Annotated in this window: 20 protein-coding genes and 1 pseudogene; 9 read left to right on the forward strand and 12 right to left on the reverse strand. The window is 40.8% G+C overall.

The genetic code is table 11. The features are described from left to right. Nucleotides 1–4 precede the first annotated feature (4 nt). Together murB and AC4MC0_RS09500 are read right to left on the reverse strand one after the other, a co-directional pair. Nucleotides 5–1,042 carry a UDP-N-acetylmuramate dehydrogenase gene (gene murB / locus AC4MC0_RS09495; RefSeq protein ID WP_490737903.1) on the reverse strand — a complete coding sequence of 346 codons (1,038 nt, stop codon included), beginning with the start codon at nucleotides 1,040–1,042 and terminating at the stop codon, nucleotides 5–7. Between the two features lie 13 nt (nucleotides 1,043–1,055). Continuing rightward, nucleotides 1,056–1,565: a low molecular weight protein-tyrosine-phosphatase gene (locus AC4MC0_RS09500; protein WP_178927965.1), complete on the reverse strand. Its 510-nt coding sequence runs from the start codon at nucleotides 1,563–1,565 to the stop codon at nucleotides 1,056–1,058. Between the two features lie 114 nt (nucleotides 1,566–1,679). Between AC4MC0_RS09500 and AC4MC0_RS09505 the strand changes: the two genes are divergently transcribed. After that, complete coding sequence (locus tag AC4MC0_RS09505; protein ID WP_178927966.1) at nucleotides 1,680–2,840, forward strand: iron-containing alcohol dehydrogenase; 1,161 nt, start codon at nucleotides 1,680–1,682, stop codon at nucleotides 2,838–2,840. 51 nt (nucleotides 2,841–2,891) lie between these two features. Continuing rightward, nucleotides 2,892–3,335: an acyl-CoA thioesterase gene (locus tag AC4MC0_RS09510; RefSeq protein WP_178927967.1), complete on the forward strand. Its 444-nt coding sequence runs from the start codon at nucleotides 2,892–2,894 to the stop codon at nucleotides 3,333–3,335. On the opposite strand, the gene dnaX is transcribed toward AC4MC0_RS09510, so the two are convergent. The 5 genes from dnaX to AC4MC0_RS09535 all read right to left on the reverse strand — a co-directional run bounded on the left by dnaX (nucleotide 3,328) and on the right by AC4MC0_RS09535 (nucleotide 9,924). Continuing rightward, nucleotides 3,328–5,424, reverse strand: coding sequence for a DNA polymerase III subunit gamma/tau (gene dnaX / locus AC4MC0_RS09515; RefSeq protein ID WP_490737904.1), 2,097 nt, complete (start codon nucleotides 5,422–5,424; stop codon nucleotides 3,328–3,330). The two genes, AC4MC0_RS09510 and dnaX, sit on opposite strands and share 8 nt — an antisense overlap. 260 nt (nucleotides 5,425–5,684) lie before the next feature. Continuing rightward, complete coding sequence (locus AC4MC0_RS09520) at nucleotides 5,685–6,140, reverse strand: copper resistance protein NlpE N-terminal domain-containing protein (protein WP_058951900.1); 456 nt, start codon at nucleotides 6,138–6,140, stop codon at nucleotides 5,685–5,687. Nucleotides 6,141–6,211: 71 nt separating this feature from the next. Then, nucleotides 6,212–7,462 (reverse strand): serine hydrolase domain-containing protein, encoded by a 1,251-nt coding sequence (locus tag AC4MC0_RS09525; protein WP_490737905.1) that lies wholly within the window; start codon nucleotides 7,460–7,462, stop codon nucleotides 6,212–6,214. Between the two features lie 67 nt (nucleotides 7,463–7,529). Beyond that, nucleotides 7,530–8,384, reverse strand: a complete 855-nt coding sequence (locus tag AC4MC0_RS09530) for a MaoC family dehydratase (protein ID WP_262470382.1) — start codon at nucleotides 8,382–8,384, stop codon at nucleotides 7,530–7,532. Between the two features lie 148 nt (nucleotides 8,385–8,532). Further along, nucleotides 8,533–9,924, reverse strand: a complete 1,392-nt coding sequence (locus AC4MC0_RS09535) for a 3-oxoacyl-ACP reductase (protein WP_490737906.1) — start codon at nucleotides 9,922–9,924, stop codon at nucleotides 8,533–8,535. 241 nt (nucleotides 9,925–10,165) lie between these two features. Between AC4MC0_RS09535 and AC4MC0_RS09540 the strand changes: the two genes are divergently transcribed. Continuing rightward, nucleotides 10,166–11,683 carry an acetyl-CoA C-acetyltransferase gene (locus AC4MC0_RS09540; RefSeq protein ID WP_490737907.1) on the forward strand — a complete coding sequence of 506 codons (1,518 nt, stop codon included), beginning with the start codon at nucleotides 10,166–10,168 and terminating at the stop codon, nucleotides 11,681–11,683. Nucleotides 11,684–11,810: 127 nt separating this feature from the next. On the opposite strand, the pseudogene AC4MC0_RS09545 reads toward AC4MC0_RS09540, so the two are convergent. Continuing rightward, nucleotides 11,811–12,820, reverse strand: a pseudogene (locus AC4MC0_RS09545) (OmpW/AlkL family protein). A 257-nt stretch (nucleotides 12,821–13,077) separates the two neighbouring features. Between AC4MC0_RS09545 and AC4MC0_RS09550 the strand changes: the two are divergent. Further along, nucleotides 13,078–13,900, forward strand: a protein-coding gene (locus tag AC4MC0_RS09550) for an IS5 family transposase (RefSeq protein ID WP_087554504.1) whose coding sequence is annotated in 2 segments (ribosomal slippage) — nucleotides 13,078–13,458 and nucleotides 13,460–13,900 — 822 coding nt in all. Because the reading frame shifts where the segments join, the coding sequence is not laid out codon by codon here. A 23-nt stretch (nucleotides 13,901–13,923) separates the two neighbouring features. On the opposite strand, the gene aceI is transcribed toward AC4MC0_RS09550, so the two are convergent. Further along, nucleotides 13,924–14,349 carry a chlorhexidine efflux PACE transporter AceI gene (gene aceI, locus AC4MC0_RS09555; RefSeq protein ID WP_004696918.1) on the reverse strand — a complete coding sequence of 142 codons (426 nt, stop codon included), beginning with the start codon at nucleotides 14,347–14,349 and terminating at the stop codon, nucleotides 13,924–13,926. A gap of 99 nt (nucleotides 14,350–14,448) precedes the next feature. On the opposite strand from aceI, the gene aceR reads away from it, so the two are divergent. The 5 genes from aceR (at nucleotide 14,449) to AC4MC0_RS09580 (ending at nucleotide 19,547) form a co-directional block, all read left to right on the forward strand. Beyond that, a complete protein-coding gene (gene aceR, locus AC4MC0_RS09560) occupies nucleotides 14,449–15,336 on the forward strand; it encodes an HTH-type transcriptional regulator AceR (protein WP_325086943.1) in 888 nt (295 codons plus the stop codon). Nucleotides 15,337–15,428: 92 nt separating this feature from the next. Next, complete coding sequence (gene tal, locus AC4MC0_RS09565; RefSeq protein WP_279678203.1) at nucleotides 15,429–16,415, forward strand: transaldolase; 987 nt, start codon at nucleotides 15,429–15,431, stop codon at nucleotides 16,413–16,415. A gap of 70 nt (nucleotides 16,416–16,485) precedes the next feature. Beyond that, entirely contained in the window at nucleotides 16,486–17,136 is a 651-nt protein-coding gene (gene leuE, locus AC4MC0_RS09570; RefSeq protein ID WP_004696909.1) for a leucine efflux protein LeuE, read from the forward strand. Between the two features lie 125 nt (nucleotides 17,137–17,261). Beyond that, nucleotides 17,262–18,437 carry a benzoate/H(+) symporter BenE family transporter gene (locus AC4MC0_RS09575; RefSeq protein WP_336000878.1) on the forward strand — a complete coding sequence of 392 codons (1,176 nt, stop codon included), beginning with the start codon at nucleotides 17,262–17,264 and terminating at the stop codon, nucleotides 18,435–18,437. A gap of 147 nt (nucleotides 18,438–18,584) precedes the next feature. After that, nucleotides 18,585–19,547, forward strand: coding sequence for an IS30 family transposase (locus AC4MC0_RS09580; protein ID WP_005401265.1), 963 nt, complete (start codon nucleotides 18,585–18,587; stop codon nucleotides 19,545–19,547). A gap of 33 nt (nucleotides 19,548–19,580) precedes the next feature. On the opposite strand, the gene AC4MC0_RS09585 is transcribed toward AC4MC0_RS09580, so the two are convergent. The 3 genes from AC4MC0_RS09585 to AC4MC0_RS09595 form a co-directional block, all read right to left on the reverse strand. Beyond that, nucleotides 19,581–20,138 carry a TetR/AcrR family transcriptional regulator gene (locus AC4MC0_RS09585; RefSeq protein ID WP_490737908.1) on the reverse strand — a complete coding sequence of 186 codons (558 nt, stop codon included), beginning with the start codon at nucleotides 20,136–20,138 and terminating at the stop codon, nucleotides 19,581–19,583. Between the two features lie 5 nt (nucleotides 20,139–20,143). After that, nucleotides 20,144–20,488 carry a DMT family transporter gene (locus AC4MC0_RS09590; RefSeq protein WP_490737909.1) on the reverse strand — a complete coding sequence of 115 codons (345 nt, stop codon included), beginning with the start codon at nucleotides 20,486–20,488 and terminating at the stop codon, nucleotides 20,144–20,146. Nucleotides 20,489–20,570: 82 nt separating this feature from the next. Next, entirely contained in the window at nucleotides 20,571–21,584 is a 1,014-nt protein-coding gene (locus tag AC4MC0_RS09595) for an alpha/beta hydrolase (protein WP_490737910.1), read from the reverse strand. Between the last annotated feature and the right edge of the window lie 12 nt (nucleotides 21,585–21,596).

The following is a 21,596-nucleotide window of genomic DNA, read 5'->3' on the forward strand; positions in this document are numbered from 1 at the left end:
ACTTTTAACGATCCTCATGAGATTGGATGAGACCCGCCGAATTAAATAGCACAGGCTCAGGTTCCAACAAAACTTTAAATTTATTATACACATCCTGCTGTACTGCACGGTATGTGCTCTGTACATCGTTCAAATCTGCATTGGCATAATTCACTAAAACCAAGGCTTGTTTGGCAAACATCCCGACCACACCAAGCTGCTTACCTTTCCAGCCCGATTGATCTATCAGCCAACCTGCTGCAATTTTAACATCACCATTCAACTGCGGATAATGTGGCAATTTTTCAAATTGTTGGGCTAAAAGGTCATAAGCTTGCTGACTAATAATTGGATTCTTAAAAAAACTGCCTACGTTTGGAAATTCTTTCGGATCAGGCAATTTACTTTGACGAATCTGAATCACTTGTTGTTGTAAATTAAAAGCTGTTAGCTCATCACCCACGGCTTGTTTTAAGTCACCATAGCTAATTTTCAAATCTTCTTTTTTCAACAACTTGAAAGTCACATGCGTAATCACATAGCGAGTTGGATCATCTTTAAAAATACTATGACGATAACTAAATGCACAGTCTTTGGCTTGAATATCGCTAAACGTTTTCAACTGTCGGTCATAGACTTGTACACTTTCAATGAACTCGCCGGCCTCTACACCATAAGCGCCAATATTTTGTACAGGAGATGCGCCCACGAGCCCTGGAATCAACGCCAAATTCTGCAAGCCAAATAAATGATGTTCTGTCGTCCAAAGCACAAAGTCATGCCAAACTTGTCCCGCGCCGACTCGTATAGTTTTGGTATTCACATCTTCAGACAAGTTTTCTACGCCTAGAATGTTCATATGCACAACTAGAGCATCAATTTGTGCAGGAAGCAGCATATTACTTCCACCAGATAAAATCATGACATTCAAAGCGTGTTGCTGTGCATAATCCAATGCTTCAACAAGCTCATCTGGACTGTGAATTTGAACATAATGAGAGGCTATCGCATTTAAGCTTAACGTATTAAAAGGTTTAAGCTGTTTTTGTGTTTCTATTTGCATGCACGAACCTTAATTACTGTTCAAAGTGTTGTTCAAAAATACTGACCCACGCTTGGCTGCTCGACTCACATTGGTCAAGAACACGTTCAAAACCATCAAAACCACCATAGTAAGGATCAGGTAATGCTTGCTGCGGATACTGCGCGTCATGTTCAGACATCAGTGCAACTTTAGCGCGGAGAGGTTGAGCACCAAATTCAGTTTGCGCTGTTTGATACAACGCTTGAATATCGTCAAAATTACGATGATCCATCGCCAAAATTAAATCGAAATGGACAAAATCACTGGTCTGTAACTGTCGTGCACGTAAGCTGGATAAATCATAGCCCCGTTTTAAAGCATGTTCTTGACTACGCAAGTCAGGTGCTTTGTTGGGATGGTAATTACTGGTTCCCGCCGAATCGATTTCGATATTGAGCTGATGTGCATCACAAAAATGTCTGAGAACCACTTCTGCCGTGGGAGAACGACAAATATTTCCTAAACAGACACATAACACCTTATAGGGCGCTGTGAATGACATAACCACCTCGAAACAGCTTTATTTTCAAGTGTCTTATGTTAAGTTATTTAGAGGATGAATCCTATAGAAGTACAAAACAATATTGTTGGATAAGATATAAAAAAGGATGCTGTTATGAACCAATTTCAATTTCAAACTGTGCCGAATATTATTTCTGGCTTAGGCAGCATTCAGCAACTCAGAGGCATTTTAACAGCACGTCCTTATCAGCATCTGTTATTGGTTACAGATGCAGGCATGTTAAAGCATCAGCTCCATCTTCCCATCTTAGAAATATTAGAAGATCTCTCTCTGACTTACAGTATTTACAGTGAGGTTGAAGCAGATCCGAGTGAGCAAATTGTTTTAAATGCGGTTGATTATGCCAAACAGCAAAAGGTAGATGTCGTTTTAGGCTTTGGTGGTGGCAGCTCTATGGATGTTGCAAAAATTATTGCCATCCTCAGCCATCCTGCACAGCAGCAGAAGTTAGCCGATCTTTATGGGGTGAATAATGCCCAAGCACCTCGTCTACCCTTAATTTTAGTCCCTACCACTGCAGGGACAGGCTCTGAAGTCACACCAATTTCGATTGTCACCACAGGTGAAACGACAAAGACTGGAATCGTAGCACCCGTTCTTTTTGCCGATGTGGCGATCTTGGATGCGACATTTACTGAAAATCTGCCGCGTCATATTAGTGCTGCCACAGGCATTGATGCGATGGTACATGCGATTGAAGCTTATACCTCTAAAATCAAGAAAAACCCCTATGCCGACATGTTAGCAAAACATGCTTTAAAACTGCTGAATCAGAACCTCAGTTTAGTGCTAGAAGATGGTCGAAATTTAGAAGCTCGACAAAATATGTTAGTCGGTTCGATGTTGGCAGGACAAGCCTTTGCCAATGCCCCTGTCGGTGCTGTTCATGCGCTTGCTTATCCATTGGGTGGGCATTTTCACATTTCTCATGGACATAGCAATGCCTTAGTGCTGACAGAGGTTTTAAAGTTTAACCTCCCCCAAGCCAAGCAACATTATGCGGAACTGATCTGCTGGCTCGATCCAAAAAGTACAGGCTGTACCGATGGTCTTTCTGATCTTTTCGTTGATCATATGCAAAACCATTTAGACCGCAGTGGTTTAACCTTAAAACTCAAGGCATTGAATGTTTCTGAACACAGTCTAGATCAGCTTGCAACCGATGCCATGTTACAAACACGCCTACTACAAAACAACCCAAGAGAACTAGAGTGGCAACAGGCACGGGAAATTTATCAAGCCATTTACAGCTAAGCCATATAATTAGCTTAGGCTATTTATAAGACGATTTTAAGGATGATATCGATGAGACAAGCTGCAAAGACACGTGACCAATTTCATTATTTTCTACCGATTCAAACACGTTGGTCAGACAATGACCTCTATGGCCATGTCAACAACGTCACCTACTATAGTTATTTTGATACTGCCGCAAATGCCTTACTGATTGAAAAAGCAAATTTTGATATTCACCAATCCCCTATTATTGGTTTAGTGGTCGACTCAGCATGCAGTTTCTTACATGAGTTGTCTTATCCTGAGATTATTGATATTGGTGTGACTATTTCTAGAATAGGAAACTCTTCACTCACTTACGAACTTGCCATTTTCAAATTTGGTCAAGAAACTGCTTCAGCTCAAGGACATTTTGTTCATGTCTTTGTAGACCGTGAAACACGCAAAAGCACCCCGATTCCATCTGAAATGCGGAGTGCTTTGCGCCACTACTTAAGCCATGGCATTACTTAAGTTGGATATTCTGCAATTCACCATCAAAAGTTTGTACAAGGCCTTTGACCGTATCTTCGTTTTGCAGTAATTCATGCGCACGTTGAAATGCTCTTTGCTTGCGCTGCGCCTGCATGGTGTAAGGGGTAATCGTTTCAACTTCTGCATATTTCACATCAAAACGCGTCTGAGGCCATTCAGCTTTGAGCGCATCTTCCAAGACATGACGTAATTGGGTGAGGAGTTGCTCATAACGCTGCGGAATCATAAACACAGACTCGGCATTAATTTGCCCAGCCATTAAACCTTGCTGAGCCAACTCTTGTACCGCGGGTGATAAGCCACTGCTTCTGAACCAGTACTCCCACTTCTCCACAGTCCACTCACCGACTAACTGCTGCGTTTGAAGTTGTAAAATATCTTGTGGCATTAAATCGGCTGATGCAGTTGAAACCTGTTCAAGTTGAACGGGCTCTACAATAGCAGCAACAGTTTGCAGGCTTTCATTTTCTACAACTTGGGTGTCCTGTACGCTATCTGCTGAAAGCACTTCATTTGCTAAATCAGAAGACTCCGCTTGCACAGCAGGTTCAGCTATTGCTACGACATCTTCAAGGGAAGCATCATTTTGACTTTCTAGGTCTAGCGGTACAATTTCATCAAATAAGAAATCATCACTATTTGGCTCATCGTCATTGCTTCGAGCATTAAATTCGTCTGCTTCATCTAAATCGAACAACACTTCATCGCTTGAAGGGTCGAATACGATTTGATCAGATTGCTGAGATGAGTCCACTGGTGGTTTATTATCTTCGGCGCTTTCTGAAAGATCGACATCATCAAGTTCAGGTTTAAACTCAGGTTCTGCATTCTGAGTTATTGCAGCGTCTTCAAATGCCGCATCAACATCTACAGTTTGAGCATCTTGCTGCAAAGCCGTTTCTGGAGCAGCACTCGGTATTGCCGTTTGTTGTACAGATTCAACTACAGCACTATTGGCATGAGCCACCAACACTTCATTTGGTTGTAATGGACGGAACGCCAACATGCGCAGCACTGACATTTCAAAGCCTTGCTCTTGGGTGACTGCTAGCTGTAATTCAGCACGCCCTTTACATGCAATTTGGTAATAAAGTTGCAAGTCTTGCGCAGCAATTTGCTGAGACAATTGCATGATTTTTTTATTAATTTCAGCACTATATTTGAGACTAAGTTCAGGCAAATATTGTAATAGCGCCAACTCATGTAAAGTCGAAATCAGCTGATCCAAAACTAAAGATACATCCAGTGCTTGCTGGCGGAATTGCATCAGCAACTCACTCACCCGTTGTTTTTGGTTTTGATGTATCGCAAGTATCAAATCATAAATAATAGTACGATCGATTAAACCCAACATTTCTTTGACATCTTGGTGCTGGATGGCTCCCTGACCGTAAGCAATCGCTTGGTCTGTCAAAGAAAGTGCATCTCGTAATGAGCCTTGGGCAGACTCTGCAATTTGCCAAATCGCATCTTGTTCAGCTTGGATGCTTTCTTTATTTAAAATATTCCCCAGATGCTCGGTAATTTCATCTACAGCCAACGGGCGTAGTGTAAATTGCAAACAACGCGAAATCACAGTAATTGGGAGCTTTTGAGGATCTGTGGTTGCAAAAAGGAATTTCACATGTTCAGGTGGTTCTTCCAATGTTTTGAGTAAAGCATTAAAAGAATGCGTAGACAGCATATGTACTTCATCGATTAAATAGACCTTAAAACGACCTTGTGTTGGCGCATAAGGAACATTGTCTAAAAGTTCTCGCGTATCTTCAACTTTAGTACGTGATGCCGCATCGATTTCAATCAAGTCAATAAAACGGCCTTCATTCACGGCGGTACAGGTTGGGCAAACTTCGCACGGCGTCGAAGTCACACCTGTTTCACAGTTCAAGCACTTCGCCAAAATACGGGCAATGGTGGTTTTTCCGACCCCACGCGTTCCTGTAAATAAATAAGCATGGTGCAAACGTCCGCGCTCCAAAGCACTGGTTAGCGCTCGAGAGACGTGGTTTTGACCCACTAGCTCATTAAAATTACGAGGACGATATTTCCGTGCAAGTACTTGATACATGTATGCTCCTTTTTATAGGCCTAAGCATACTGTTTTTTTGTCAAAGAGTGAATGAATTACTTCACCCCCTTCTCGCATTTCTAAGCTATAAAGCTGATTTAGATCAATAATTCAAAAACCATTAGCTCCATTTTTATCCCACTCCCTATCTCAAGCTATTTATGTATTTAGATTATGGATTTGAAATAAAGTGAGAGCTTTGGAAAAGCAAAAAGATGTAAATATTAAAATGAATTTCTAAAATACAGATATTTAGAAAATTAAGCTGGTTTCACCAAAACAAAATCACTCTGCATTTGGTATTTTTTTCCAGTCACATCTTCACGTATTTCTAGAACACGATCTTCTAAATCGACATAAAGTAAGTTTCGCGTTGTCACATTCACCAACTCTACCTTGTGCTGATCTTGAGCATTAAAACGAAGTGGTCCAGTCAAAGTTTCGATTTCATTATGGCCACTCAAACTTTCTCGTTTTAGGGTGTAGGTCATGTTTTCATGCAGCTCAAGTGCAACTGCCATACCCGGACAGTCTTCACAACGGGACAAACACCCCATACACGGCGTTGTCCCCTGATAACTCCCAACCCACGCAGGAATAATCTGCTTTTGTTCTGCCACTTGGAGTTTAGACTGATCATGTTGCGTTTGATTCGCCTCGGAACAACCTAAGAGTAATCCTGTAGCAACCAGCGGGATAAGAATGGGAGCCTTCATGTCACAAATATTCAAAACCTAAACCGCGACGAACATAACATATTTTAGACGATGACTAAATCTCAGCCCCGTCAAAACCAGCCTTTTTTGCCTTTTAAAACCGCATCTGCGCAGCGTAAACTTTCTTGGCTCAAAGCCCAAAGTCGATAATCCCCAGTCAAAGAACCTGTAGCAAAGTTATGTGTATAAGCAAAACTCAAGCCTCGCTCACCATCGCCCCAAGCCCCTGAACCATTAAAGCCCATATGACCAAAACCCTGCTCTGCAGTTTTTCCTAAGGTTAATATACGGTGATAACCCAAGCGCCAATGCATAGGTATCGGCATCACCCGATCTCGATCGGTATATTGCACTCGACTCAACTCAGAAAACACATCAGGACGAATCAACTGCTGACCTTTCCAAATTCCTTTTTGAGATAGCATCGCATACACTTTGGCTAAACTATTGGCTGTAAATACACCATTTGCTGCGGGAATGATCGCCTGAATCGCATCATCCTGATAAAAGCTGACCTTTTTCATACCTTTGGGAATCATGCCATCTTGAAAGTCTTGTGGATCTTGCCCTGACCACTGCATCGCTTTATCAAGCAATGAAACTTTACGCACTTTCGTTGGACTTTTTTGATTTGGTTGGATAGATACAGGACGGACAATGGGTCGTGCGATACGTTTTAATTCAGCACTGGGTGCACCAAAGTAAGCCCCATCTAGCTCAAGTGGCTCAACTAAATAGGTTTGGAAGAGTTTAGTTAAAGGTTTCCCCGTTGCTTTTTCTAAAGCACCACCGACCAGCCAACCAAATGACAAAGGTTGATAGGCAGCATCTTCACTAATTGCAAAGCGTGGTTGCGCCCTTTCAAATACGTCTAACATATGTGCCCAATCCAACATCTCTGTTGCATCGGCAATGTTATTACGAATATCAAATAATCCACTTTGATGACTCAGCACGTGTCTTAGCGTCATCTTCCCTTTGCCATTTTGGGCAAATTCAGGCCAATAATCCGCAATCGGTTGGTCGTAGCTCAGTACACCCTGACTGACTAAAATATGTGCCAAGGTTGCGAGCACGCCTTTGCCCGTCGAATAACACACCGACATAGTATTGGCCTGCCAAGGAGAATCTACCGCTGCCAAACCCGTATAGATATCGACAACTTTTTCACCCTGAAAATATAAAACACAGGCTGCACCGCCATATGCTGAACGAGCATCCTGTAAACGGCTAAACAGATGGGCAACACTTTGAAAACGTGGGTCAACATAGCCTTGATAATGGTTCGGATTCGCTTGTAAATATTGTTTTAAAATTTTCATTTACACATCCTTGTATTTTAAGCTGGCATAAAAAAGCCCAGTGTAATCTAAACTGGGCTTTTAAAAATTATAGTGCTTTCACCTGTCCCGTCACATGCGGTTTTTGATTCTTACTATTTCGAATTAAGAAAGCGGTATTTGCACCTTCTGTCGCGGTCATAAAATCGACTGTTGACGGTAAATACATCGGCAGTTTAAACCAAACATCCGCTTCATAAGCATCAGGCAATGTAATCGAAGCCAACGCTCGGGCCTTACTCCACATGCCGTGCGCAATGGCCTGTTTGAAACCAAAAGCTTTTGCTGTCACTGCATGAATGTGGATGAGGTTGAAGTCGCCCGAGGTCATTGCATAACGACGACCTGTGTTTTCAGAGACTGCCCAGACTGCATTCGGCTGATAATCTGGAGTCGTTGCTTCAACTAATTTTGGTGCTGTTTTACCATCGGTCTTTTGACGTGCTAAATACGTGGTTAAGGCTTCAACCACCACTTCATTGCCAACTTTCACCGTGGTAATGAAATCGAACTGAACACCTTTATCATGTGGCTCAAGCGCGCCATATTTACATGATAAAGTAAGGGTTTCATTGACGCCAACTTTACGCATTTGTTTAACTTGATTGCGAATATGCACCAAACCTAGCACAGGAAATGGAAACGGCTCTTGCCCCATCATGTGCATTTGTAGGCTTTGCGATAATACGGCCAAATAAATCGCAGGAATATAACCATTATTTTTAAAGCCACACACTTGGTTATAAGCTTTCAAATGCTTTTGATCGACGTTAAAAGAATCCACCACATACTCAACCTGCGGTAAGACTTTTTCACCTTTTGGCTTTTTAAAGATCAAACCTTGAATGACTTTCGGATAAGCCATATATGGTTTTGGAAGTTGACTAAAATGGCGAGTCTTCATACTGAACCTTTGAGAAGTTTTTATTTCAATATTTTTGAAAGCTCCTTCTCCCTCAGGGAGAAGGTTAGGATGAGGGAAAAATACCATCCCACTTATAATATAAAGAATTTATCCCCCTCTAAAGGAGAGATAAATTCAAGCTTTTAAATTAAGCACCCAACAAGCTTTGACCACAAACACGTACCACGTTGCCGTTTAAACCAGTCGATGCTGTCGCTGCAAATAAAGCAATGGTTTCAGCAACATCTACAGGTAAACCACCTTGGCTCATCGAGTTCATACGACGACCCGCTTCACGGATTGCAAATGGAATTGCAGCGGTCATTTGCGTTTCAATGAAACCTGGCGCAACCGCATTGATGGTAATGCCATTCGTCAAAGTTGGAGCAGTAAATTTAACTACACCAATTACACCTGCTTTCGACACAGCATAGTTGGTTTGACCTAGGTTACCTGCAATACCTGAAATAGATGATACACAAACAATACGACCATTGGCATTTAAACCCTCGTTCGCAAGTAAATAATCATTTACACGTTCAATTGCAGACAGGTTAATGTTAATCACCAAGTCCCAAAGCTCAGGCTTCATATTTGCCAACGTTTTGTCGCGGGTAATACCTGCGTTATGCACGATGATGTCTAAACCACCTTGAGCAGCTGCCGCAGCTTTAATTTTTTCACCTGCATCGTTTGCTGTGATATCAATTGCCAGTGTTGAACCACCGATCTCATCTGCAACACGGTCAAGATCTGCTTGTTGCTGTGGCACATCTAAACAAATCACATGCGCACCATCACGTGCCAAGACATGTGCAATCGCTTCACCAATACCACGGCTCGCACCTGTCACTACAGCAGTTTTACCTGCCAATGGTTTAGCCCAGTCGACATCTACAACAGCAGCTTTAGAAACACGAATCACTTGACCAGAAACATAAGCAGAACGTGGAGATGCTGCAAAACGTAAAGTTGACTCAAGATTTGCCTCTGCACCTGCATCCACATAAATCAAATGTGCTGCAACACCCTTTTTAAACTCTTTACCGACAGACTTCACGAAGCCTTCAAGCGCGCGCTGTGCAATCGCTTTTTTCACACTACCCGCAGTTTCAGGTGTCGTACCTATCACAATCACACGACCAGAAGCAGCCACTTGACGTGCGATAGGGTTAAAGAAGTTATATAACTCATTGAGTTGCTCTGATGACTCAATACCAGATGCATCAAAAATAACAACTTTGAATTTAGACTCTTTGTCGCCTGCATTAAATGCACTTAAGTTTAAGCCCACTTTAGCCGCAGCTTGCTGTAAATGTGCATTGTTACCTGCATAGCTATTGGCATGAACATTTGCCAACACTTGCGCAATTGCACCAGACAATGAACTGTTTGCTGCTGCACCCAGTAAAACAGCACCTTTAATAACAGGCGTTGCTGACTCAAAACGGTCTAAAAAAGTTGGTGCAGGTAAACCCAAATTTTTAATGACAAATTTACCAATTGGAGATTTTGCAAAAGTTTGGTATTGATCAGTCATGTTTTTTATCTCTCATACAAATTAATTGTTGATGGATTCAAAGATATCCTTTTAACTTCAAAGTGATGTCTAGAGTCTTATATTTCAATAGTTCCATCGGTTTCTATAGAATCATACTTGAGTTATAGAGGATATGTCTTGACCTGAAAGCCTATTGCAATGTCATTCTAGTCAATTCAGCCCTTTTTATAATATGCTAATGTACACCCTAAGAATAGATTAACATGCTTGGAAAAGCCTTATGAGCAAAACAACTCAAGAAAATCCAGCAGTGGAAAATTCTGCTACGGAAACTGTGTCAAATACATCAAAAAGTACATCTCGTAGAACTAAAAGTACTGGCACAACAACCCAATCAGTAAATAACACGACTAAGCCGACTCGCACTCGTGCTGCGTCAACTCGTAGTAAAAGCCCCGCTTCTTCTACAAATGCTTCAAAACCAAAAACTCAAACTGCTGTTCAACAGGATCAAACCATGAGTCAAAACACTGTTCGCCGCGTGGCTATTATCGGTGGTAACCGTATTCCTTTCGCTCGCTCAAATGGCGCATATTTCACCGCTTCGAATACAGATATGTTCACAGCAGCGTTAAACGGTCTTGTTGAACGTTTTAATCTTCAAGGTCAACGCCTTGGTGAAGTGGTTGCTGGTGCGGTACTTAAACACAGCCGTGACTTTAACATGACCCGTGAATGTGTACTAAACACTGCACTTGCACCAGAAACACCTGCTTACGATATTCAGCAAGCATGTGGCACTGGCTTACAAGCAGCTTTCTTAGTTGCCAACAAAATCGCACTGGGCCAAATTGAAGTGGGTGTGGCTGGTGGTGTCGATACGACGTCTGATGCACCAATTGCGTTTGGTGATGGTTTACGTAAAGCATTGCTTGAACTCAACATTGCAAAAACGGGTAAAGACCGTTTAAAAGCTTTAACTAAAATCAACCTAAAAGACTTGATGGATGCGCCAAAAAATGGTGAGCCACGCACAGGTCTTTCTATGGGTGATCACCAAGCTATTACTGCGCTTGAATGGGGTATTGCACGTGAAGCACAAGACGAACTTGCTGCATCTTCACACCAAAAAATGGCTGCGGCTTACGAAGAAGGTTTCTTCGATGACCTCATCACACCATTCTTAGGTTTAGAGCGTGACAACAACTTACGTGCTGACTCTACGGTTGAAAAACTTGCTAAGCTCAAACCAGCTTTTGGTAAAGGCGATGCGCGTACCATGACTGCGGGTAACTCAACCCCACTTACAGATGGCGCGTCTTGTGTGCTTTTAGCATCAGAAGAATGGGCAAAAGTAAACGGTCACGAAGTGCTTGCTTACTTAACCTTCCAAGAAACGGCTGCTGTTGATTTCGTTGAGAAAAAAGAAGGCCTATTGATGGCACCTGCTTATGCAGTTCCACGTATGCTTGAACGTGCTGGCATTAAGCTTCAAGACTTCGACTACTACGAAATTCATGAAGCATTTGCATCGCAAGTTCTTTCAACGTTGAAAGCTTGGGAAGATCCAAAATTCTGTAAAGACCGTTTAGGTTTAGATGCTCCACTCGGTTCAATTGACCGCACTAAACTCAACGTAAAAGGTTCTTCACTTGCAGCAGGTCACCCATTTGCTGCAACTGGTGGTCGTATCATTGCTACTGCTGCGAAGCTGATCAACCAAAAAGGTTCAGGTCGCGTACTGGTTTCAATTTGTGCTGCTGGCGGCCAAGGTGTAACAGCGATTATTGAAAAATAATTAACTGTTTTCACTTTTGAAAAAAAGACCCTTGAAAGTTGTACTTCCAAGGGTCTTTGCATTTTTATAGATGAAATAAAAATTATGGTTAGAAAAAGCATTCCTAAATGCTTTTTCGCTGATTAGATTAAAAACGATAACCTACGCCAAGGTAAGTAATTAAAGGATCGATATCGATTTTAGTAGAAGAATGAATTAAACGATTTCCTGTATTCCTATCTATAACATCGATCGTAGTTTTATTATTTAATTTTGAATATGAAACAGATGCCACGCCGTACCAATTAGAAGTTATGTCATATGTTGCGCCAAGACTTACGATTGGAGCAAAGGCATCTTCAGATTTTACTTTTACATAATGCTACCAAAATGTGCATACATGATGCCTAAGCCAACATATGGGCGGAATTTATTTATCCCAGACTTACCAAACTGATATTGTGCTTCAAATGCAGGAGTCCAAGCACGGACTGTCGCAACTTTAGACTTACTTCCTAAATTTGTAATTGGAATATCTTGTGCTACTTGTGCTAAAGGCAAATCAAGACCTATACCTGTATGGCCTATACCTGACATAGGCGCTAATATTTCTCCTTTTCCTTTAATATCGACTTTTGGCGATATTCCTCCAATCAGCTGTAATGAAACATTATCATTTACATAATAATTCATCATTAAACCGAGCGTATCTGCATCTTGAACTTCAAGGCCGCTCCCCCCAGCTGTCCATTGCTCTAAACCGTATAAGTCTGCACTACCTGACAAAGCATCTTTTAAATAGACCTCATCTGTGCCATTCACATTTTTTAACTCAAAGAACTGGCTCAATTCAGGTTCGTTCGGATTTTCTTTATACATATCTCCAAGCATATTAAGAATACTTTTCATAGCATCTGCATTTACATCCGAAGGATCAATTGAATTAACAACAGCATTCAATGAGACCGATCCAATATTTGCATTCCTACCATTTGCAATTGGAGTCGAAATATTAAATGGATTGGTCTTTCCTTGAGGCATAGCATGTAACCACCCCGCAGAAACAGAAAACCGTTTAAAACTTCCACCTGTAGCTGAAAAGCCTGACTGTGTAACACTCAGTAAAGCTATAGATACAACTAAAGCGCCTATTTTCATCGTCTAACTCCTTGTACGATATATTTTTTATTAAGTTTTATAAAAACACTTCTTTGTTTTTATATTTAGAAGTTATGTAATAAATGGAGTTATTTGTATGATCAAATTGTGATCAATTTTCATCTTTTGTTAAAATATAAAGTATTTAATATCAATAAAGGCCTTACTTTATCAGATAAGGCCTTTATGACTAATTAATGGATTTTTTAATTAATTAGATCTCTTGCGAAAGTAAAAACCACCTCAATATAAATTTCATGAGATATCAGAAATTAAATCGTTTTTCAGATTCTGAATTCAAACGCTTGGTTGGCGTACCTCGACAAGTTTTTACTGAAATGGTAGAGGTTTTAGAAAAAGCAGAATCACTCAAAAAGAAATCAGGTCGTCCTCATACTTTAGATATAGAGGATCAGTTGTTATTAACTCTCAATTACTTACGGAACTACAGCACTCAACTGGAATTAGCGGCAAATTACCATATCGCTGAAAGTAATGTGAATCGAACCATTAAAAAGGTTGAAGATGCATTGATGAAATCAAGACGTTTTACTCTGCCAAAACGAAGCATTACCACAGCAGACGAACACTTTAACTGGGTCATTATTGATGCGACAGAATGTTCAATAGAACGTCCGAAAAAAAAATCAGAGTAAGTTCTACAGTGGTAAAAAGAAGAAACATACGCTAAAAGCACAAGTGATCTATCATCCGAACAGCAAACAAATCATAGGGCTAGATATATCGAATGGCAGTCAGCATGATATTAAATTGGCAAGAAAAACGGTTAAGAAATTCAAACATTGTGAATATGTTATGACCGATTTAGGGTACTACGGATTAGAGCAAGATGGCTTTAAATTATTGATGCCAATAAAGAAAAAGAAGAATTTACCCTTATTTGATGTTGAGAAAAGGTACAATAAAATGATTGGAAAAATACGAGTTGTGATCGAACACATTAATAGTCAATTGAAAACATTTAGAATATTAAGTGAACGCTATCGAAATAGACGGAAAAGATTCGGTTTACGCATTAACTTAATTGCTGCACTCGTAAACCGGATAAACTTGCAATAATGACTTTCGCAAGAGATCTATTATTAATGATATTTTGGTTTGTAGCCTAACTGTTCTTCTAGGCAGTCATAACACCACTGGAAAATAAAGGTATAAACCAAAATACACATGGTTAAACTAAAGTCGAGCACGATAGCTTGCCAAATACTCATTTGCATTGCATATGCCACCATTGGGATGGTTGCAAGCATCAAACCACCTTCAAAACCAATCGCGTGAAGAACACGCACGCCGATGGTTCTTTTTAGCTTTCTTTTCGCTTCAAACTTTTCAAAAAAATGGTTAAACACCATATTCCATATGACCGAAGTGACAGCCATGGCAATACCGAGTACACCGGTGACTTCTAAAGGCATATGGAATATGAAACTTAAGGCAACAGCAATGATCACCAATAGGATGATTTCATAGCTGAGCGCATGAATAATCCTTCTTTTGGAAATCAACATTTTTAATTACTCTTTCATGATTGGATGTTGGCTATTTTATTTTTATAATATTGATTAATCGAGTTAGGTTCTTTCAATAAAACTGAAAGATGGAAAATTATGAATATCAATCAAGAGCAACTGATTATTTTTAAAACTGTGATTGAGTCAGGCTCATTTTCAGCTGCTGCACGCAAGTTAGGGAAAGTACCATCGGCCGTGAGTATGTCAATTGCTAACTTGGAAATAGACTTAAATTTACAACTCTTTTTACGTGAAGGACGTGAGCCCACAGCAACTGCGCAAGCCCTGACCTTGTATGAAAAGACCGAGCAACTGTTGACCGAAATGAATCAATGGAAACAGCATGCCTATGCCCTAAGCCACGGTTTGGAGTCCTCGCTCAACATTGTAGTGGTATCTGAGCTTCTACATATGCAATGGATCGACTACATCGCAATATTAGAAGCCGAATTTCCCAGTCTACAAATCAATATTTTTTCTGCACCTCAAGAAGATGCGCAGAAAATGTTACTCAACGGCACAGCACAACTGGCGCTGATGTTTGAACGTGAGCAACTGGAAAGCAGCGAACAGTTTGTAGAATTAAAACTCGAAACTTTAGTTCCCGTCGCCAATAAAGATTTTATTCTGGCGCAATTTCCACAAGTCAGCTTTGAACAAATTCAACATAGCCGTCAAATCGTGGTTGCCAGTCGCGATAAAAGCATTAAGCCAGAATTGCTATATTCCAAACAGTATTGGCGGACAGACAACCATCACTCAGCTTGCGCCTTAATCATGCAAAACTTTGGTTGGGGTGTTTTACCCTTAGAAATGTTGAATGAAAATCCGCAGCTCAAAAAGCAGCTCAAAATATTAGATCTGCTAGATTTCACACCGAAGTTTGAATATTTTGTGGACTTGGTCTGGAGTCGTGAAAGTGAATTGGGCGCGGCTGCGCGTTTTTTAATCCAATACATCCGAAATCAGCGTAAAAAAGTATAATAACTGCTGTTAAAACGTCCGAATCTACTTGGGTTAAAAGCAGTTTGTGTTATAAATATTTTACGGGTAATAACTTTAAGAACTAACGATCAATGACACAAACAGCATTAAACCAATTAAAAAGCTTAACCACCATTGTTGCCGACAGTAGCGATTTAGCGGCGATTAACCAATTTCGCCCGCTCGATGCAACCACCAATCCATCTCTAATTACAGCAGCTGCAAGTCAACCTGAAAATAAAGAGTTGATTGAAGATGCTTTCGCTCAAGCCAAAGCTGAAGGCTTTGAAGATGACTTACTTATTGAACGCACAATCGACATTCTTACCGTCAAATTTGGTGTTGAAATTCTCAAATTGATTGAGGGTCGTGTTTCCACAGAAGTAGATGCAGCGCTGTCTTATGATACCAATGCCACCATCGAAAAAGCCAAAGAGCTGCTGGCGCTATATAAAAACTACGGCGTAGATCAAGATCGTATTTTAATTAAAATCGCTTCGACATGGGCAGGTATTCAAGCAGCGAAAGTGCTAGAAGCTGAAGGCATTCGTACCAACTTAACGCTTTTGTTTGGTGTGCATCAAGCACATGCTTGTGCGGAAGCGAATGTCACTTTAATTTCACCTTTTGTTGGGCGTATTTTAGATTGGTACAAAAAGGCCGAAGGCGTGGACAGTTATCCCGTTGAAAAAGACCCTGGCGTACTTTCTGTGAAGCAAATTTACCAGTTCTATAAAGCACATGGGGTTAAAACAGAAATTATGGGCGCAAGCTTCCGTAGTATTGACCAAGTGTTGGGACTAGCTGGCTGTGACCTGCTGACTGTTGCACCTAATTTATTGGCTGCACTTGAACAAGACACGCGTGAAGTCAAAGCACAACTGTCTGCAAGTGATATTGCTTCAACGGCTGCGCCACTTAACTCGCTTAGTGAAACTGAATTTAGAGATCAAATTGAACATGATCTCATGGCAACACAACTGCTACAAGGGGGGATTGATGGATTTATTAAAGCCCGTCAACAGCTGAACACACTGTTACGTCAGTCTTTTGGTTTAGATGAAGAAATTTCAGCTTAACTTGATTTTTCTACTTTTAAAAGCCGATTTTGTTATCATGCAACATCGGCTTTTTTATTGAGAATACGTTGTGTTTGGTATTATCGACATCGGTACTTATATCATCGGTACAATTCTAATTGTGATTTTGCCAGGCCCAAATTCTCTTTATGTGATGTCCATTGCCTCACGATTTGGTATTAAGACAGGTTACTGGGGTGCATTAGGTGTTTTCACAGGCGATTTGATCCTCATTCTATGTACCGTGCTGGGTGCAGCATCTCTTTTACATGCTTTTCCTTGGCTGTTTATTTTATTAAAAATTGTAGGCGCACTTTATCTGTCATATTTAGGTATAAAGCTCTTGATTGCAGGAGTCAAAACCTGGAACTCTAGCCCACAACAGCTTGCAGCAAGTACAGATCAGAGTACGTTGCAAACCTTACATCCTTTTCGTTCAGCGCTGACCATTAGCCTTTTAAACCCAAAAGCTATTTTGTTTTATCTGTCTTTTTTTGTTCAGTTTGTCGACCCAAATTATGCTTACCCAGCACTGAGCTTTGCCTTACTTTCCATTATTCTACAAATCATCAGTATGGCCTATCTTAGTATCCTGATTTTTTCAGGTATTAAGCTGGCGAGCTATTTCAATCGTCAGTTTAAAGTTGCAGCCGTTGCGGTGGCGACCGTCGGTCTGCTGTTTTGTGGCTTCGGCTTAAAACTGGCACTTTCTACACTGTAATTTTCGTGAATAATCTCATTATTTTCGATAAAAAATCCATAGTGTGCTGTTTTATTTTTCAAGAACCAGCGTATGATCCTCGAACAATAGTAATTTTCACTCATTCAGATTATGTTTTGATCTTCATGCAAAAATTATTTCAAGATTTCTCAGTTCCAGCTGTATTCGCAGGTTTTATTACCTTCCTCATTGGCATTAGTGTGTCTTCAGTCTTGGTCATTCAATCCGCACAAGTCTTAGATGCAAATACCGCGCAAATCAACTCATGGTTTTGGGCTTTAGGTCTGGGTATTGGTTTGAGTGGCCTGCTTTTATCTTGGAAACTTAAATATCCTGTATCGACCTCATGGTCTACAGCGGCACTGGCCTTAATTATTGCGACAGGCAGTGGTTATAGTTTACATGAAGCAATTGGCGCATTTTTGGTCTGTGGTTTAGTTACTGCCATTTTGGGCTTTTTCGGTATCTTTGAAAAAGTACTGACGTATATCCCGCAAAGCCTAACCAGTGCCATGCTGGCAGGTGTGTTATTGAAGTTTGGTATTTCATTGTTCGCCAGTATGCAAGACCATTGGGGTTTTATTTTATCCATGCTGGCGGCTTATATTGTTTCTAAGCGACTTACCCCACGTTATTGCATTGTCATTACAGTCATTGCAGGCTTATTACTCTGTCCGTTGTTCTTAGACTTCCATACTGCTCAAATCACATGGAGCCTAGCGCAACCTGTTTGGATGGCACCTGAGTTCAGCATGTCCGCTCTTTTAGGTTTAGCGCTGCCTTTGTTTGTGATCAATATGGCATCGCAATACTTACCGGGTATTGCCATGATTAAAAGCTATGGCTATAACCCACATGTCAATCAACTGATTGGTTGGACGGGTACCGCTCAAGCCTTACTCGCACCTTTTGGCTGTTATAGTGTCAATACCGCAGCAATTAGTGCAGCCGTCAGTTTAGATGAACAAGTTCACCCTGATCCATCAAAACGTTATATTGCGGGCATGAGCTGCGGTTTCTTCTACATCTTAATGGGACTATTCGCAGCCACCCTGACCAGTCTTTTGCTGTCTTTCCCTGCGATTTTTATTACAGCCTTGGCTGGTATTGCTTTGTTTGGCACGATTAGTCATAACATCGCGATTGCATTTGAAGCGGTATCAGACCGTGAAGCTGCCCTCATGACGTTCTTATTCAGCGCATCTGGGGTACAGTTCTTTGGCATTGGTTCTGCCTTTTGGGGACTACTCTTTGGTTTTGCAGTTATGCTTATATTTAAGTTAAGGGCCAAAAAAGTTTAAGCCTTCATATAAAAAGCATCCATCGATGGGTGCTTTTTTATTTCGCAGATTCAAATCCCAAGTGCGACACATTTGTAGTTAGTTGAAAAAGTTAGGTGTATTCGTAGAATCATTGGACTTTTTCAACTCGCAATTGGAAAGCACACAATGAAGAAATACACCCAACTTTCTCAAGATGAAAGATACGAAATTTATGCTACTTTGAAAAGTAAAAGTTCAATCGCTACCCTTGCTCGGGAGTTAGGGCGTTCACGATCAACCATCTACCGTGAATTAAAAAGAAATACTGGACAACGTGGATATAGAGCTCAACAGGCAGCTAAATTTGCAAGTCAAAGACGGTACCGTCCTTCATCACCCATGACAGCGTTTGCCTTCGCTTATATTGATTATTTGATTGGCTTGGACTGGTCACCAGAACAAATTTCAGGTGCTTTAACACAACGCTGTTGGCTGGATGTACCTTCACATGAGTGGATTTACCAGTACATTTATCAAGATAAATCAAAAGGCGGTAAACTCCATCTACACTTAAGGCATCAGAAGAAATATCGAAAACGAGGTTACAAAAACACGGATCGTAGGGGTCAAATCATTGATAAAACAAGTATTCATTGCCGAGACCAGGTCATTGATCAACGACAACGTTTAGGAGATTTCGAAGGTGACACGGTGATTGGTAAACATCATAAAGGTGCTTTATTAACTCTCGTTGATCGAAAGAGCCTGTACGTACATATTGTTCATTTAGGGTCAACGAGAGCATCCTCTCAAACGATTACTTGTGCATTAGATCGTTTACAGATGAGCCATGCTTATAGTGTGACATTTGATAATGGCAAGGAATTTTCCGAACACAAAAGAATTACTGATGCTGGCATAGATACGTATTTTGCTGATCCTTACAAGTCTATTCAGCGAGCTAGAAATGAAAATACGAATGGTTTAATCCGGCAATATCTGCCAAAATCGTCATCGTTTGATGACGTGTCAAACGAACAAATAGAGCAGATAGAATTTGCACTCAACCATCGTCCTAGAAAAACACTAGGTTGGCATACACCGAGTGAAGTTATGGCTGGTTTTTATACTGTTGCACTTGCCGCTTGAATCCGCCTTTTTAAATATTGCTAACTTGAAAAATTAATGCTGATAACTTCGTTGAATCAATTCTTGCTTAAGTTGCATGGTCTCAGACAAATTTTCCACCTCGGTAAATGCTGTGAGCCAAATGCCATCTGCAGCATAGCGCAAAATTTTTAGCTCCAAATCATTGTCTGTATCCTGATGTCGCGCTAAACGTTTTTCTAGCCACTCAATCCAATACTCATTAAAGGTCCGATCCGTCAGCATAATCATCGAAATAGCTGACCAAGAATGCTCCAAGCCTAGCACCTGCTTTTCCAAAGTAATCTCGATATAGGCTCGGGTAAAGCAACCATAACAATCACGGTCTTGGCTAATCAACTCATCAATAACACGATCTAATTGTTCAAGCTGTTCCACAACCATCGCTTCAAGTAGCTTTTGTTTGTTTGGAAAATGATGAAAAACACAACCCTTACTCACACCAACCAAATCAGCCACTGCTTGTATGGAGACCCCAATCACGCCTTTTTCAGCAGCCAAACAGATCGCATGTTGTAGGATACTTTGGCGAACCTGTTCTGGTGCCTTTTTACGTGGACTTGCTTGTTGCATCGAACTTAATGCCCTGTTGAATTTGAAAATAAGTTAATCACAACTACACCAGAAACAATCAGTGCAATACCGATCATTGCTGCGAAACCTAGACTTTGTCGGAAAACAAAGTAACCAATCAGAGCGGTTAAAACAATACCAACACCCGCCCAAATCGCATAAGCGATACCCAATGGAATCACTTTAATCACTTGAGACAATAAATAAAATGCCAACGAAAATAAAACCACCACCGCCAGTGAAGGCAATAGCTTGGTAAAACCTTCCGACTTTACCAAAAAAGTCGAACCAATTACTTCAGAAATAATTGCCATCGCCAGCAAAGCATAAGCCATTAATATAGGATTCATCAGGAACTCAATAATAAACATACCGAACGGTCGGTATGTTTTTAAAATAGCAAAAACTAAACAAGGCTTTCTGCATACTTTTTTATTTTGTTTCAGTCGGCCTTGGGGTTTGCTTTATAAAATCAATGGTTCGATCAAAGGTGATCTGACTCGCTTGTTTGCTCATCATGAACTGATATTCATGCACCAAAAACTCCTTAGAGTCTGGATAAAAAGCCTCCGTGACTGCAACCTGATGCTGCTTCAACACCTCGACGAAAGGTAAAGACTGGCTCTTGGTTAAAAAGTCTTTATTTCCCCCACTGATAAAGACAGGTGGATACTGTGGCGTAATATGCTCACTGGTTGAAATTGACTTTAAAAAAGCTGCATCCTCTTTACGCTCTCCTGTATACGCTTGAACCAAGTTATAAACGCCCCATTCAATGAGCCTGAGTTCCTCAGGAGCGGTGTTCACAAAGCGATATAAGTCATAAATACCACAATGCAAAATTAGCCCTTTAAGCTGTTTCGGCTGAATGCTCGGCTTAAAATTGGATGCTTGAGCAAATGCGGGATTCGTCAAAAGTGCAGCATAATGACTGGCAATATTGGCTCCAGCAGAGTCTCCTGCTAAATACAGTTGGTTCGGGTTAATATGATACTGAGCAGCATTCAATTGTAAGAAATTCAGTGCATGATCGACTTGCTGTAACTGAGTGGGATAAATAGCCTCAGGTGCAAACTGATACTCTACCGAGACCACGTTAAAGCCTTGATTAGCTAGAAGTTTGAAATAACCTCGCGCATGCTCTTTTGACCCCGAAACCCACCCGCCGCCATGAATCCAAACCACCGTGGGCACTGTGTTTAATTGTTCAATATTTTGGGGTTGATAGATATCAACATTCAGCTCAGGGCTAGCTTGATATGGAATATTATTATGTACGATGACATCGGGAGGCGCAAAGCGATCTAGCATTTTCATTTGAATAGTGGTTGCTGTATTGAATGTTCCCGCAATCAGTTTGGTATTCTTTTCTACACTTTGACACGCACTCAATAGCACAATCATGAAAGCAGTAATAAGTACTTTTATTATTGATTGAAAAATCATACTGTTCGGCCC

This window comes from Acinetobacter sp. CAU_H_S139_7 (assembly GCF_058599305.1).